Raw genomic sequence first — 14,189 nt, forward strand, 5'->3', positions numbered from 1 at the left:
GCAGACGCTCCCGGGCCACTCGTCGTCTAGGCGGTCAGCGGTTTGGCGAAGATCTTCTCGATCGCGGCCTCGTAGCCGAAGCCCATCACGAGCGCCGGCCAGAAGGTGATCCGCAGATCGGGTTTCGCGGCCTTGACGACGGCGAGCAGGATCAGCGCGCTCACCGCGCAGAACACCAGCAGTGCGGCGTACTTCGGCACCCATGCCGGCAGACCGAGTCTCGCCGTCGGGCCGAACTGCTTCTTCACGTACCCCTTGAGCACCGGGTACACGATCGCGATCAGGACCCCCAACGCGATTCCCAGGAACGCTTCCATTCCAACCCCCTCAAACGCACCAATCCACATCCTGCGTGCCGTTGCCGTCGCCGTCGTCCAGAGTCGCCGGTACGGCGATGCTCACCCGCCAATGCGGCCCGCCGTCCAGCGGCGGACCGTCCAGCACGAACACGAACATCGGCCGCGCCGCCCGCGCGGGCTCGTACCGCGAGGGTTCCGTGTAGCCGAGTGCGCCGCGCAGCGTGAACCCCCGGGCCGCGCCGACCAGCCCGTCGACAGCGGTCTGGATCTGCCCCGGAGCGCGCCAGCCGGCCGACGGCCGCAGCGACGCGAGCGGCCGGACACCGATGTCGATGAACGGACCGCTCGGCAGGTCGAACCAGATCATCCGGCCGCCGGGGCCGATCGACGGCAGACCGGCGATCCGGGTCAGCACCTGGCGGTCGACGTACGACGGTGGCCCGTCCTCCTCGGAGTACACCTGCCGCTCGGGAACGGTCCGGTACAGGTAGACCAGCGCCGACTCCCACAGCCGGTACGGGTCCTGGTCGAGGCGGATCCGGGTCAGTCCCCCGGAGAGGTCGAACGGTTCGAGCGAGACGTCGCGCAGCCTCCGCGTCGCCTCCGCGTCCTGCACCGCCGGCGGCGCGTAGGTGAGGATCGGCGGCAGGTCGTACCGGCCCATCAGCTCGGCGGCCCACTCGGCCGTGTCCGGCAGGAACAGGTCTTCCCACTCCATCTCACGACCTCCACGCGATGCCGGGAACCGCGCTGGTCCGGGGGCCCGGCAGCGAGCCGATGCTCAGCTGGTCGAGGACGTGCCGCGCGTCCTGGTCGTCGTCGCCGAACGCGATCGCGACCGGCTTGTCGGTGCCGGCGTAGCTCCCGGCCTGGATCGACACGAACCACGCGTCCGTCACCGGCTTGGTCGCCAGCTCCCGCGCGAACGCCGTACCGCGGATCGACGCCTGCAGGGAGACCGACGCCGGTGAGGCGAACCCGAGGATCAGCCGCAGCTCCGGCCCCAGCCGGTCCGTCCGCCACTGGCGATCCCAGTCCTTGGCGGTCAGGTCGACGAGGTCGCAGCAGTCGAAGATCACGATCGCCGGGCCGTGGTCGCCGAATCCACCGCCCAGCAACGGCCAATCGTTCGCGTGCAGGGCGAGCTCGAATCCGCTCGCACCGCGCATCCCGTGCGTCGCGACGTACAGGATGTCGACCTGCTGGGCGCCGCCGCCCGGGTCCAGGTCGGCATCGTCGAGGTTCTCGTCGAACGTCACCAGGTGCGCCTCCGCACCGGCCGCCAGCATGCCTTCCAGGAACAGCGACGGCGCGCGGTACGCGTACCGCAACCGCCGGTACCAGAGCTTGTTCAGGCCCTGCCGCTGGAAATGCGTCGCCCAGACGACGCCGATCGTGATCGCCATCCCCCACCCCTGGATCGGAGGATGACACAGAGTGAGGGCGCCGCCAAGACCTTGGCGACGCCCTCTCACAGATTGCTACTACGAGGCCGCGGCCACCTGGTACGGCGTCAGGTCGCCGGCCAGCGCCGGGTGGACCCGGCCGGTGATCCGGGTGCCGTCGGCGGTGTGTTCGAGCTGCTCGACCGAGCCCTCGGAGTGGATCCGGGAGACCAGGTCGCCCCGCTCGTACGGGAGCAGGACCTCGACCATGACGTGCGGCTGCGGCAGCGCGCCCTCGATCAGCTCGCGGAGCTTGTCGAGGCCTTCGCCGGTCCGGGCCGACACCACGATCGCGTGCGGCTCGCGGTGCAGGATCGGCGCCAGCGCGAGCGGGTCGGCGGCGTCGGCCTTGTTGATCACCACGATCTCCGGTACGTCGGTCGCGTTGATCTCGGCCAGCACCTCGCGGACGGCCTGGATCTGCGCGATCGGGTCCGGGTGCGAACCGTCCACCACGTGCAGCAGCAGATCCGCGTCGGTGACCTCCTCCAGCGTCGAGCGGAACGCCTCGACGATGTCGTGCGGGAGGTGCCGGACGAACCCGACTGTGTCGGTCAGCGTGTACACGCGGCCGTCGGCGGTCGTCGTACGCCGGGTCGTCGGGTCCAGGGTGGCGAACAGCGCGTCCTCGACCAGCACGCCCGCACCGGTGATCTGGTTCAGCAGCGAGGACTTGCCGGCGTTGGTGTACCCAGCGATCGCGACCGAGGGCACGAGGTTCCGGCGACGCTCCTGGCGCATGGTCGAGCGGGTGCTCTTCATGTCCTTGAGCGAGCGGCGGAGCTTGGCGATCTTGGTGTTGATCCGGCGCCGGTCGGTCTCGATCTTGGTTTCACCGGGACCACGGCCACCGATACCGCCACCGGCGGCGCCGACGCGTCCACCGGCCTGGCGGGACAGGTTTCCACCCCAACCGCGCAGGCGCTGCTTCATGTACTGCAGCTGCGCCAGCTCGACCTGGGCCTTGCCTTCCTTGCTCTTCGCGTGCTGCGCGAAGATGTCCAGGATCAACGCGGTCCGGTCGACCACCTTGACCTTGAGCTTGTCCTCCAGGTTGCGCAGCTGCGCGGGCGCCAGCTCGCCGTCCGCGATCACCGTGTCGGCGCCGAGCGACGCGACCAGGTTGCGCAGGTCGGCCACCTTGCCGGAGCCGATGAAGGTCGCCGGGTCCGGCTTCTTCCGCCGCTGGATCACGCCGTCGAGTACTTCGGAGCCGGCGGTCTCGGCGAGCAGCTTCAGCTCGGCCAGCGAGTTCTCCGCGTCCTCGGCGCTGCCCTCGGTCCAGACGCCGACCAGCAGCACCCGCTCGAGCAGCAGCTTCCGGTACTCGACCTCGCTGATGTCGGTCAGCTCTGTCGACATACCGACGACACGTCGCAGCGCCTGCCGCTCCTCGAGCTCCAGACCGTCGGTGCCCAACTCGGAGTCGTGACCCGTCAACGAATCGCCTGAGTCCTCGCCCTCGATGAGGTCAAGTTCGACGTCGGTGGTCTCGTCGTAAGAATGTGAATGGGTCGTCATATGCCTTCCATGGTGGCACGGGCCACCAACTCCGGCGACTCGTTTAAGGCAACCAGGCTAGATCGAACTCACCCCGCGCGTGTAGTACCGCGGGCCCGGTGAGTTCCAGATGGTTGTCCGCACGCCAGGTCACGCTCACTTCACCGCCCGGTACGCCGACCCGGTACGTCACCGGCAGCTCGTCCCGCGCCTGCCGCGCCGCGGCCACGGTCACGGCGCAGGTCCCCGTGCCGCAGGAGCGGGTCTCCCCCGCGCCACGCTCGTGCACCCGCATCTGCACGTCGTGCGCGTCCCGTCGTACGACGAACTCGACGTTGACGCCGTTCGGGAACGCGGCCGCCGGGGTCCAGCTGGGCTGGTCGCACAGGTTGCCCGGCTCGTCCAGGCTGTCGACGAACGCGACCGCGTGCGGGTTGCCCATGTCGACGTGCAACGCGGGCCACTGGTGACCGTTGGCCTCGACCACGATCCCGGCCGCGTCCGGGAGCTTCGGGGCGCCCATGTCGACGGTGAGCGTGCCGTCGTCGTTCTGCGCGACCTCCTTGACGCCGGCGCGGGTACCGACCCGGACCGGTTTGCCGTCGATCAGGCCCGCCTCGGCGAGGTACTTCACGAACACCCGGACGCCGTTCCCGCACATCTCCGCGATCGAACCGTCCGCGTTCCGGTAGTCCATGAACCAGTCGCCGCCGTCCTCGACGTACGACTGCTTGCCGCCCTGGATCACCCGCAGTACGCCGTCGGCGCCGAGGCCCGCGTGCCGGTCGCAGAGGAACCGGACGACGGCCGTGTCGAGGTCGCCGTGCACGGAACCGTCCGGGTCGGGCAGGATCACGAAGTCGTTCTCCGTGCCGTGGCCCTTCAGCCAGGGAAACGTACTCATGCGCACAGCGTACGGTGTGCGGTTGTGGAGCTCATCGCGTACTTCTGGGAGCGGGACGACGCCACGGCCGTCGCCGAGCGGCTCGGTGGCGAGGTACGCCGCGGCCGCTTCCACGGCGAGGACGACGACGAGGACCACCCATGGGGCGTCGTACTGCCGGACGTGGACCGGACCGACCTAGAGGAACTGCTCGCGGAGCACGACGGCTGGCTGGAGCCGTCGGACGATGTGGCGCCTGCGCCGGCGCCTCCACTTCCGAGTGAGCCCAAGCGCTTCAAGCGATAACCGACCTGGACTTGTGCCGAGACTGAAATCCGCAGGAGCGTGCGGATCGACGAACCCCGGTGCCACAATGTTGCCCGTGGCATCAATCACCTCGGCGTCGGAGACCCTGTTCTGGGCCGAGAGCCAGTTCCTCGACCGTGTTCGCGACGACGAACTCCCGGTCGACCTGATGCCCGAGCCCCGGCCCGTCCGGTACCTGGACGACCCCGCCGACGGCGGTCACGGCGGGCTCGACGATGTCCCGGGCGTAGTACTTCTCCGAGGCGGACACGTCCGATGGGAGGGTGAAGCCGGGGAGGCTGGATAGCGCGACGTTCGCGAGCCGGCCGACGCCGAACTCGTGCATGCCACCGCACCAGACCGGGATCCCGGCGTCCCGGGCCCGATCGTGCGCCACCCGCGCCGCGGTCAGCCCGCCCATCCGCGACACCTTGATGTTGAGCACCCGCAGCGCTCCCAGCGCAAGCGCGGTCTCCAGGTCCGCGAGCGTCTCGACGCTCTCGTCGAGGCACACCGGCGTACTGATCCGCCGCTGCAGCTCCGCATGCGTGAGCAGGTCACGAGGCGCGAACGGCTGCTCGATCATCGTCAGCCCGAAGGCATCCAGCTCGACCAGCCGATCCAGCTCGTCCGCGGTGTAGATCCCGTTCGCATCCACGTGCAGATCCAGCCCGGGGTACGCCGTACGCACCGCCCGCACCGGTTCTACATCCCAGTCCTGGGCGATCTTCAACTTCACCCGCGGGTACCCGGATTCGACCTGTTGCTGAACCTGTAGGAGCAGGTCGTCGATGGTCGGTTCGACACCCAGCGAAACACCCGCGACGACCTCGGTGCGCTGTCCGCCCAGAACTGTTGCCAGAGGCAGTTGCTGGGCCTCTGACCAGAGGGCCCAGGCAGCAACGTCCACTCCGGCTTTCGCGAACTGGTTGCCGCGGATCTTGTCCGCCTGGAGTTGGTCGGGATGCGTCCACCGGCGGCCGATGATCGCGGGCAGGAGGTAGCGAGCGGCGATGTGCCAACACGTCTCGACGGTTTCGGGCGCGTAGTACGGGTCGGAGGGTGACGCGATCTCGCCCCAGCCGACCGCGCCCGACGCGTCCTCCAGTTCGACCAGGATGTGGTCGAGGTACGCCTTGCGGTGGGAGCTGGTCTGGAAGGCGTGCACCAGCGGCATCCGCACCCGGTGCAGCCGCGCCGCGACCACCTGCAGCTCAGTTGACATACAGCCCCAGCTCCGTGTTCAGCCGGTCCCGCTCGACCAGCCGTCGCCGGGCGCCCTTCGCGCTGGCGGTGGTGAGGGTCGCGAGGACGTGCAGCACGGAGGCGACGACGGTCGGCGAGTCGACGTACGACGCACTCCCGGTGGCGACGTAGATGCTCTGGTCGGCGACCTTCGCCAGTGGCGCGTCCTCGAAGTCCGTGATCGCGACGAGTTCCCCGCCGGCCTCGACGAACCGGTGCGCGATCTCGACCGTGTCGCGCCGGTACCGCCGGAACGAGAACGCCACCATCAGGTCGTTCGACCGGACGTCGGCGAGTACGTCGACGCCGCGGACGACGGTGCCGTCGACCAGCGTCACCTGGGACAGCCCCGCGCCGAGGTCGAAGGCGAGCAGCGACGCGTACGAGAACGACTTCGCGGAGCCGACGATGAACCGCCGGCGGGCCGCGACGATCCGGGCGGCCGCCTGGGCGATCGCTCCGTCGGTGAGGATCTGGTCCAGCGCCTCGTCGATCGAGGCGCGTTCCTGCTCGACCACGCGGCGCTGCAGCAGCGTCGACGAGCGGCGTTGCAGGCGGGCGTCGTACCGCTCCTGGGGGCTGGTGAGCTCGCGGTTGTCACGCATCGTCAGCCGCCGCGAAGTAGTAGACGCCCGCACCGTCCGGGCGCCGCCGGCACGACACGGCAACGAGCCCCTTGCCCAGCAGTTCCTCGAAGGAGCCGCGCAGGTCGGTCGTTGGCACCGCCAACTCAGCCACGGGGGTCGGCGTAGTCGGCTGCTCGCGGGTCAGGTCCCACTCGACCACGACCCGGTCGGTGCCGGGGCCGTACATGTCCGGCGCGAACCAGCGCCCACGCGCACCCAGCACGTCGAGGTTGAAGTGCGCGTTGCGGATCTGCGCCGGGTCGTACGTCCAGCGCATCCGCGACATCCCGTGGCTGAGGGCAACTTCCTTCTGGGCGTGCTTGAGCATCCGCCCGAGGCCGTGGCCCTGCTGCCCGGCGGCGACCACCGCGGACTGCGAGTAGTGGTAGAACCCGCGCCGGTCGGTGGCGCAGAAGCCGTACGCGAACGCGACCAGCTGATCGCTCTCGTCGAGGATCCCGACCACCGAACCGCCGTTGCCGGCGAGCGCGCCGAGCAGCCGCGGATTCAGCCCGTAGGCCGGGTCGAGGTACCCGAAAACCTCCCGGTAGAGCGCCGACGCCTCGGCGAACCGGGACGCCGTGGTGAGCGACACCGCGCGAAAGCTCACCTCAGAGATACGATTCATATCCTGACCATAGCCGCACTCGGTGAACTCTGGCCAACCGTGGATCAGCTGATGATACGTTGACTATCTATGATGATCGAGCGACTCCGGGAGTACGTCGGCGTGGAGACGCCGACCGGTGACGCGGCCGCGCTGAACGCGTTCGCCGACCGGCTGGCGACGCGGTACGCCGGCCTGGGCGCGACCGTACGGCGCGACCCGCACCCGACCGGCGACCACCTGATCGCGGACTTCCCGGGCCGCGCGGACGCCCCGCTGCTCTTCCTCGCCCACCACGACACCGTCTGGCCGACCGGGCAGCTCGCCGGCGCGATGCCGTGGCGCGAGCAGGACGGGATCATCCACGGCCCGGGCGCCTTCGACATGAAGGGCGGCCTGGTCGTCCTGGAGACCGCGCTCGAACAGATCGCCGGCCGCGACCACCGGCCGCTGCGCATCGTGGTGGTCGCCGACGAGGAGATCGGCTCGCCGTCGGCGCGCGCCCTCGTGACCGCCGAGGCCGAGGGCGTGTACGCCGCCTTCGGCTTCGAGCCGCCGCATCCGAACGGCGACCTGAAGACGTCGCGCTGGGGAAGTACGCGGGTCCGCGTCGAGGTCACCGGCCGCGAGGCGCATGCGGCGCTGGATCCGGACAGTGGCGTGTCCGCGATCGACGAGCTGGTCGACCAGCTGATCGCCGTACGGCGGGTGGTCGAGGCGCACGCGAACGTGCTGTGCAACGTCGGGACGATCAGCGGCGGCGGGCGGACGAACGTCGTACCGGGAAGTGCGTCGGCGGAGATCGGCTTCCGCTTCGTGGATCCGGCGACCGAGGATGCGGTGCTGGCCGCGGTGAAGGCGTTGGAGCCGCGCCGAGACGCCCGCTTGACCGTGCGGATCCTGTCGAACCGGCCTGCCTGGGAGCCGTCCGGTGCAACGGACGAGCTACTGGCGAGGGTGATCGAGGCCGGGCGGGAGGTCGGTCAGGAGATCGGCGGCGCGCCCGCGTCCGGCGCCGCCGACACGAACCTCACCGGATGGTTGGGCGTCCCAACGCTGGACGGCCTGGGCCCTGTCGGCAAGGGCGCCCACGCCGTCCACGAACAGGTGGTCGCGGCGACCCTGGCCGAACGAGCGGCCCTGGTCGCCGCGATCATCACCGCGTTGTGACTACCCCCGCGTCTCCCCCACCACGCCGGGTGGGTTCGGCCGCCGCGAGGATCGCACCACCAGGCAGGAACTCGAGCGCCGCGACCGCACCGATCTCAGCGGCCGAGCTCCCCGGCGCACCGGCCGGCGTGAACGTGTGCCCGTACGGCGCCAGCGCAGCGCCGTACTGATCGATGAACGACTGCTCCGCGGTCACCGACGCGGTGTTGCGCTGCGACGCCCGCGGGGCCGCGATCGCCTGCGGCAGCGTCATCCCCCGGTCGAGCCGGTTCGTCAGCGTCTGCAGGACGGTCGTGATGATCGTCGAACCGCCCGGCGAGCCGATCGCGATGTACGGCTTGCTGCCGCGCAGCACGATCGTCGGCGACATCGAGGACCGCGGCCGCTTGCCGCCCATGACGATGTTCGGGTCCTTCGGGTCGGGCGCGAACGAGAAGTCGGTCAGCTCGTTGTTGAGCAGGAACCCGCGGCCCGGCACCGTGATCCCGCTGCCGCCGGTCTGCTCGATGGTCAGCGTGTACGAGACCACGTTGCCCCACTTGTCCGCGGTCACCAGGTGCGTCGTCGACCGTCCCTCGGTGTCCGGGCGCTGCTCGACGGCGCTGCCCTTGCCGCACCGCGAGTACGAACCGTCGGGCGATCCCGCGGGCACCGGCTTCGTCGCGGCCTTCTGCGGGTCGATCAGGCAGGACCGCTCGGCCCCGAACCCCTTCGACAGCAGCTCCTTCTGCGGTACGTCGACGTACGCCGGGTCGCCGATGTACGCACCGCGGTCCGCGAACGCGAGCGCGGACGCCTCGAGGTACGTGTGCAGCGCCTGGGTGGTGGACATCCGTGCGATGTGCTGCGGCTGCAGGATGTTGAGCGCCTCGCCGACGGTGATCCCGCCGGAGGACGACGGCGGCATGCCGTACACGTCGAGACCGTCGTACCGGACCTTGGTCGGTTCGCGGTCGATCGCCCGGTACGACGAGAGGTCGCTGGTCTGGAGGTACCCCGGGTAGAACGGCAGCGTCGCGTCCGCGGCCTTCGGCGGGTTCTTCGCGACCGCGGCCATCTCACCGGAGAGCTGACCGTTGTAGAACACCGACGGGCCCTGCTGCCCGATCAGCTTGTACGTGGCGGCAAGCTCGGGGTTCTTGAACAACGAACCGACCTGCGGCGCGTCGCCGTTCGGCAGGAACAGCTTGGCGGTCGGCACGACCTGCGCGAACCGGCTCTTGTTCTCCAGCGTCTGCAGGCGGAAGGTCGGGTCGACCACGAATCCGCGCTCGGCCAGGTCCGCGGCGGGCTTCAAGGCGTTGCCGAGCGACAACGAACCCCACTGCTTCAGCGCGCTGTTCCAGGTCGCGAGCGTGCCCGGTACGCCGATCGAGACGCCGGACGTCACCGCGTTCGCGAACTGGTACGGCTTGCCGGTCTGCTTGTCGACAAAGGCGTCCGACGGCATCGTCGCGGGCGCGGTCTCGCGGCCGTCGATCGTGGTCACCCGGTGGCTCTTGGCGTTGTAGTACACGAAGTACCCGCCACCGCCGATGCCGGCCGAGTACGGCTCGGTGACGCCGAGCGCGGCGGCGGTCGCCACCGCCGCGTCGACCGCGTTGCCACCACGGCGCAGTACGTCGAGGCCGATGTTGGTCGCGTCCGGGTCGACCGACGACACCGCGCCGCCGTACCCGATCGCGGTCGGCTGTCTGGTCGGCGCCTGGGCCTGGGCGCTGGTGGTCGCGGTGAAGGCCGTGAGAGCGAGGGTTCCTGCGGACAGAGAGGCGATCAGCTTCTTCACGGACTCTTCCTACCGCACCGCGCAGGAGTCTAGGAAGCGTCTGACAGCATCGTCCGGCCATTCGACTGTGCCGGACGGGAACGACACCAGCAGCCACTGGTTCGAAAGCTGCACCTGGGCGGTCAGGCGACCGTCGAGGGTGCCGATGTGGAAGGTCTTGCCGCCGGCGTCGGTGACCCGCGGCTTGGACAGGGCGCGCGCCTGCGGGGACGCCTGCAGGATCACCTTCGCCGCGGTGTCCGCGGTCCGCATCTGCGGCTGCGACAGCACCACGTGGTTCGCCGCGATCGGCGCCTCGGCCGACCAGCCCTTCGGGGCGAGGCTGCAGTCGATCGTGCTCCAGGCCTGCTGGTTGGCGACCAGTTGGACGACGGGCGCGCCGAACTCCGAGAACGTGTGGCCCGACCGCGGCGTCGCCGGTGGCATCGTCGAAGGACCCGACGCCGAGGCCGCGGTCTCCTGGCCGACCGGTCCGTCGGCGACCTCACCGCTGCTCCGCCACCAGTTCACCTGGTTGCCGATCGCGAGCACCAGAGCCGACGCCGCGGCCACACAGAGCACGCCCGTGGCCCGGCGACGGCGCTTGATCCGGCGCAGCGCGCGCCGGCCGCGGGTGACGTCCGCGTCGATGTCCGCGTCCGGCAGCCCCTCGGCCGCACGGTCCGCGAACCCCTCCAGCAGTTTCTTGACCTCGTCCATCGGCGGTCTCAGCTACTCCCCGTCTCTTCCGTCATCAGTTCCTTGAGGCGTTTCAGCGCCTTCGCTGTCTGGCTCTTCACGGTGCCTTCGGTGCACTCCAGGATCCGCGCGCAGGTCGCGACGTCGAGGTCCTGGAAGTACCGCAGTACCAGGACCGCCCGCTGCCGCGGTGCGAGGTCCAGCAGCGCGCCCCGGATCGCCAGCGTGTCCGCCTGGTCCGGTACGTCGCTCAGTCGGGGCTCGAGCGTCTCCGCGGTCACCACCTCCGGGTGGCGGCCGGCCCGGCGGCGTTCGTCGAGGAAGGCGTTGACCAGGATCCGGTGGGCGTACGGGCCGGCGCCTTCGTGCTTGATCCGGTGCCAGTGCACGTAGACGCGCGTACAGGCGGTCTGGACCAGATCCTCGGCGGTGTGCACATCCCCCGCGGTGAGCAGCAACGCCGTACGCATCAGCCGGGTGCGGTCCGCGATCAGGTACTCGCGGAACTCGGCCTCACGGTCACCCCCTCGCATCGACAATCCCGGTGTTCACCTCGACTACGCCGGTGGCGGGCTCGCGGTTGCCTCGGGCTGTCACTTCGAGTGCCCGGGCGAGCAGATCGGGCGCGTCGTACGGCAGCCAGGCAATGCGTTGGTCCTTACGGAACCACGAGTCCTGCCGGCGCGCGAACCGGCGGGTGGCCTGCGCGGTCCGCTCCCTTGCCTGGGCTTCGTCGATCTCACCGTTCAGCAACGCGATCACCTGCGAGTATCCGAGTGCGCGGTTGGCGGTCTTCCCCTCAATCAAACCCTTGTCCAGCAGACCTCGCACCTCGGCCACGAACCCGGCGTCGAACATCCGGTCCACCCGGCGGTCGATCCGTTCGTCGAGAACCGGCCGCGGCACGTCGAGCCCGAGCTGGATCGCGCCCTCGTACACGTAGCGGTGCTCGGGCAGCGTCGCGACGTAGGGGCCGCCGGTGATCTCGATGACCTCGAGCGCCCGGACGATCCGGCGACCGTTGCTGGGCAGGATCTGTTCGGCCGCCTTCGGATCCCTTTCCTCGAGGCGCGCATGCAGTGCGCCGGAGCCGTGCGCCTCGAGCTCGGCCTCCAGCCGGGCGCGGACGTCCGGGTCGGTGCCGGGGAAGACGAAGTCGTCGAGGATCGCCCGTACGTACAGGGCGGAACCGCCGGCCAGTACGGGGACTCGTTGCCTGTTCAGGCATTCGTCGATCGCGGCGCGGGCGAGCTCCTGGAACTCCGCGACGGTCGCGGTCTCGGTGACGTCCAGGATGTCCAGCAGATGATGCGGTACGCCGCGGCGCTCGGCGCCGGTGATCTTCGCCGTACCGATATCCATCCCGCGGTACACCTGCATGGCGTCGGCGTTCACCACCTCGCCGCCGAGGCGCTCGGACAGGACAACGGCGAGGTCGGACTTGCCGGCCGCGGTGGGGCCGACGACCGCGACGACGAGTGGTGCAGGCATCGCTCCAGTCTGGCAGTGCCGGATTCAGAGTTCGCCAAGAGGTGCAGACCGGTCTTGTGGATGACCCGGAATGTTCGGTAGTAACCATGTCAGTTGCTGTGAGTTCGTGACATTTCTACGGGAGGACACCAAGTGACGAATCCGTTCGACGAAGAGTCGGCGAAGGACCAGCCCGAAGAGGCCGAGGGCCTGACCGCCGCCAAGAAGAGCGGCGGCGACATCGAGTCCCGCAAGAGCGGTGGCGACATCGAGTTCGCGGCCGACACCGAGCCCGGCACGGAGCCCGGGACCGAGTCCGGCGGCGACATCGAGTCCGGTGGGGAGACCACGGACAGCGGTGGCGACATAGAGTAGTCACATCACTACTCGAGAATGGGAGCCCCGCGATGGGCATCTTCGACAAGTTCAAGGACACCGCCGAGAACCTGAAGGACAAGGCCGCCGACCTGGTCGACGGCCACGGTGACAAGGTCGGCGAAGGCCTGGACAAGGCCGGTGACTTCGTCGACGAGAAGACCGGCGGCAAGTACGGCGACCAGATCGACACGGGCGTCGAGAAGGCCAAGGAAGGCCTGGACAACCTCGACGGCCAGAACGACGACATCCCGGACAACCCGTCCGCCTGACGCCGTACTCCCCCACAGGGCCGCAAGCAAACCGCTTGCGGCCCTGTGCGTTCCAGGCTGACCTACGATCGCAGCCATGAGCGACCTCCGGCTGACCGTCCTCGGGTCGGCGACGCCGTACCCGTCCGCCGACAACCCGTGCTCCGGCTACCTGGTGACCTCCGGCGACACGCGCATCTGGATGGACGCGGGCACCGGCACGCTCGGGCCGCTGCAACGCCATACCCGGCTGGACGAGCTCGACGCGATCTGGATCTCACACCTGCACGCGGACCACAGCGCGGACCTGCTGACGGCGTACTACGGACTGCTGTACGCCGACCTGACGCTGCGCGCGCCGATCCCGTTGTACGGGCCGCCGGGGATCGCGGATCGGCTCGCCGGGTTCCTGACGAACGGGCCGACGCGGAGCCCGATCGAGTCGGCGTTCGCGGTCACCGAACTGTCGGACGGGCATTCGGCTGCGGTCGGTTCTGTTCGGTTGACGTCGCGGGCTGTGGAGCATGGGCTGCCTGCGTTCGCGGTGCGGATGGAGAGCGGCGGGTCGCTCGTGTACTCGGGCGACACGGCGCCGTGTGCGGCGCTGACCGAGCTGGCGGACGGGTGCGACGTACTGCTGTGCGAGGCCGACGGGGCGGATCCCGCGCATCACACACCGGAGCAGGCTGGAGCGAGCGCGGCTGGTGCGGGGCGGTTGATCGTGACGCATGTCGGTCCGGGGATCACGCCTGCCGAGGCTGTTGCGCGGGCTGGGACGCGGTACGAGGGGCCGGTGGAGTACGCGGAGCCTGGGGCGACGTACGCGATCCTTTGAATTGGTTGCGTTCCGGACGCGGATCGTCCGGATGCCGTCGTACGCTCGGCTCATGGTCGAAGGGCTGACCGTCCGGGCGCTGTCGCCCGAGACGTGGGACGCGTTCGCGGCACTCGCGGAGCGGCACAACGGGGTGTGGGGCGGGTGCTGGTGCACGTGGTTCCAGACACTGCACAACCAGAAGACGTTCGATGCTTCCAGCAACCGCTCGGTGAAGCAGCAGTTGGTCGACGAGGGGCGGGCGCATGCAGCGTTGGTGTTCGACGGGGAGCGTGCGGTGGGGTGGCTCGAGTACGGCACGCCTGCAGAGCTGCCGAACATCTACCACCGCAAGGAGTACGAGGCCGGGTTGGAACGGCTGCCCGACTACCGCCTCACCTGCTTCTTCACCGACCGCAACTACCGCCGCCAAGGCGTCTCCGCCGTCGCCCTGTCGGGTGCCCTCTCCCTGATCACCGCCGCCGGCGGCGGCCTGATCGAGGCCTACCCCCAGGACACCGGCGGCAAGAAGGTCACCGCCTCCTTCCTCTACAACGGCACCCGCACCCTCTTCGAACAAGCCGGCTTCACCTACCAACGCCCCAAAGGCAAGAACCACTGCGTCATGACCAAGACCCTCTAGTGTCCTGAGTCAGGAATTCGTGTTTTAAGTTGTAGGGTTGCTGGATGGCGAGGACGGGTCGGCCGAAGGCTGTGCTGGTGGTGACCGATGA

18 protein-coding genes are annotated in these 14,189 nt (G+C 69.5%); 6 read left to right on the forward strand and 12 right to left on the reverse strand.

Annotated features, from left to right (window positions below):
- Nucleotides 1–26 precede the first annotated feature (26 nt).
- From ACFV9C_RS40870 to dapF, 5 genes are all read right to left on the reverse strand, one after another.
- The gene (locus ACFV9C_RS40870; RefSeq protein WP_380202710.1) at nucleotides 27–317 is read right to left on the reverse strand and encodes a hypothetical protein; all 291 of its coding nucleotides are present in this window, start codon (nucleotides 315–317) and stop codon (nucleotides 27–29) included.
- A 10-nt stretch (nucleotides 318–327) separates the two neighbouring features.
- Entirely contained in the window at nucleotides 328–1,017 is a 690-nt protein-coding gene (locus ACFV9C_RS40875; RefSeq protein WP_380202712.1) for a hypothetical protein, read from the reverse strand.
- A gap of 1 nt (nucleotide 1,018) precedes the next feature.
- Complete coding sequence (locus tag ACFV9C_RS40880; protein WP_380202714.1) at nucleotides 1,019–1,705, reverse strand: DUF6345 domain-containing protein; 687 nt, start codon at nucleotides 1,703–1,705, stop codon at nucleotides 1,019–1,021.
- A 78-nt stretch (nucleotides 1,706–1,783) separates the two neighbouring features.
- The gene (gene hflX / locus ACFV9C_RS40885; RefSeq protein ID WP_380202716.1) at nucleotides 1,784–3,265 is read right to left on the reverse strand and encodes a GTPase HflX; all 1,482 of its coding nucleotides are present in this window, start codon (nucleotides 3,263–3,265) and stop codon (nucleotides 1,784–1,786) included.
- Nucleotides 3,266–3,308: 43 nt separating this feature from the next.
- Nucleotides 3,309–4,148, reverse strand: coding sequence for a diaminopimelate epimerase (dapF, locus tag ACFV9C_RS40890; protein WP_380202718.1), 840 nt, complete (start codon nucleotides 4,146–4,148; stop codon nucleotides 3,309–3,311).
- 24 nt (nucleotides 4,149–4,172) lie between these two features.
- On the opposite strand from dapF, the gene ACFV9C_RS40895 reads away from it, so the two are divergent.
- Nucleotides 4,173–4,433: a hypothetical protein gene (locus ACFV9C_RS40895; RefSeq protein WP_380202720.1), complete on the forward strand. Its 261-nt coding sequence runs from the start codon at nucleotides 4,173–4,175 to the stop codon at nucleotides 4,431–4,433.
- An 82-nt stretch (nucleotides 4,434–4,515) separates the two neighbouring features.
- Here ACFV9C_RS40895 and menC read toward each other — a convergent pair whose 3' ends face one another.
- From menC to ACFV9C_RS40910, 3 genes are read right to left on the reverse strand one after another with little or no spacing between them, the layout of a single operon-like run.
- On the reverse strand, nucleotides 4,516–5,658 hold the full coding sequence (gene menC / locus ACFV9C_RS40900) for an o-succinylbenzoate synthase (protein WP_380202722.1): 1,143 nt from the start codon (nucleotides 5,656–5,658) through the stop codon (nucleotides 4,516–4,518).
- Entirely contained in the window at nucleotides 5,648–6,283 is a 636-nt protein-coding gene (locus tag ACFV9C_RS40905; RefSeq protein WP_380202724.1) for a MurR/RpiR family transcriptional regulator, read from the reverse strand. Before ACFV9C_RS40905 ends, menC begins: the two co-directional genes overlap by 11 nt.
- A complete protein-coding gene (locus ACFV9C_RS40910) occupies nucleotides 6,276–6,932 on the reverse strand; it encodes a hypothetical protein (protein WP_380202726.1) in 657 nt (218 codons plus the stop codon). Before ACFV9C_RS40910 ends, ACFV9C_RS40905 begins: the two co-directional genes overlap by 8 nt.
- Before the next feature lie 72 nt (nucleotides 6,933–7,004).
- On the opposite strand from ACFV9C_RS40910, the gene ACFV9C_RS40915 reads away from it, so the two are divergent.
- Nucleotides 7,005–8,081, forward strand: coding sequence for a M20 family metallopeptidase (locus ACFV9C_RS40915; protein WP_380202728.1), 1,077 nt, complete (start codon nucleotides 7,005–7,007; stop codon nucleotides 8,079–8,081).
- On the opposite strand, the gene ggt is transcribed toward ACFV9C_RS40915, so the two are convergent.
- Genes ggt through miaA form a run of 4 tightly spaced genes read right to left on the reverse strand, consistent with a single transcriptional unit; the run spans nucleotide 8,068 to nucleotide 12,036 of the window.
- Complete coding sequence (gene ggt, locus ACFV9C_RS40920; protein WP_380202730.1) at nucleotides 8,068–9,867, reverse strand: gamma-glutamyltransferase; 1,800 nt, start codon at nucleotides 9,865–9,867, stop codon at nucleotides 8,068–8,070. The genes ACFV9C_RS40915 and ggt overlap by 14 nt on opposite strands.
- A gap of 9 nt (nucleotides 9,868–9,876) precedes the next feature.
- Entirely contained in the window at nucleotides 9,877–10,566 is a 690-nt protein-coding gene (locus ACFV9C_RS40925) for a hypothetical protein (protein WP_380202732.1), read from the reverse strand.
- Between the two features lie 8 nt (nucleotides 10,567–10,574).
- Nucleotides 10,575–11,078, reverse strand: a complete 504-nt coding sequence (locus ACFV9C_RS40930; protein ID WP_380202734.1) for a SigE family RNA polymerase sigma factor — start codon at nucleotides 11,076–11,078, stop codon at nucleotides 10,575–10,577.
- Nucleotides 11,065–12,036, reverse strand: a complete 972-nt coding sequence (miaA, locus tag ACFV9C_RS40935; RefSeq protein WP_380202736.1) for a tRNA (adenosine(37)-N6)-dimethylallyltransferase MiaA — start codon at nucleotides 12,034–12,036, stop codon at nucleotides 11,065–11,067. Before miaA ends, ACFV9C_RS40930 begins: the two co-directional genes overlap by 14 nt.
- 132 nt (nucleotides 12,037–12,168) lie before the next feature.
- On the opposite strand from miaA, the gene ACFV9C_RS40940 reads away from it, so the two are divergent.
- The 4 genes from ACFV9C_RS40940 (at nucleotide 12,169) to ACFV9C_RS40955 (ending at nucleotide 14,098) form a co-directional block, all read left to right on the forward strand.
- Complete coding sequence (locus tag ACFV9C_RS40940; protein WP_380202738.1) at nucleotides 12,169–12,390, forward strand: hypothetical protein; 222 nt, start codon at nucleotides 12,169–12,171, stop codon at nucleotides 12,388–12,390.
- A gap of 32 nt (nucleotides 12,391–12,422) precedes the next feature.
- Nucleotides 12,423–12,662 (forward strand): antitoxin, encoded by a 240-nt coding sequence (locus ACFV9C_RS40945; RefSeq protein WP_380202740.1) that lies wholly within the window; start codon nucleotides 12,423–12,425, stop codon nucleotides 12,660–12,662.
- 76 nt (nucleotides 12,663–12,738) lie between these two features.
- The gene (locus ACFV9C_RS40950; RefSeq protein WP_380202742.1) at nucleotides 12,739–13,476 is read left to right on the forward strand and encodes an MBL fold metallo-hydrolase; all 738 of its coding nucleotides are present in this window, start codon (nucleotides 12,739–12,741) and stop codon (nucleotides 13,474–13,476) included.
- A gap of 52 nt (nucleotides 13,477–13,528) precedes the next feature.
- On the forward strand, nucleotides 13,529–14,098 hold the full coding sequence (locus ACFV9C_RS40955; RefSeq protein WP_380202744.1) for a GNAT family N-acetyltransferase: 570 nt from the start codon (nucleotides 13,529–13,531) through the stop codon (nucleotides 14,096–14,098).
- Nucleotides 14,099–14,189: the final 91 nt, after the last annotated feature.

It is taken from the genome of Kribbella sp. NPDC059898, assembly GCF_042730855.1.
In the GTDB taxonomy this organism is placed as follows: domain Bacteria; phylum Actinomycetota; class Actinomycetes; order Propionibacteriales; family Kribbellaceae; genus Kribbella.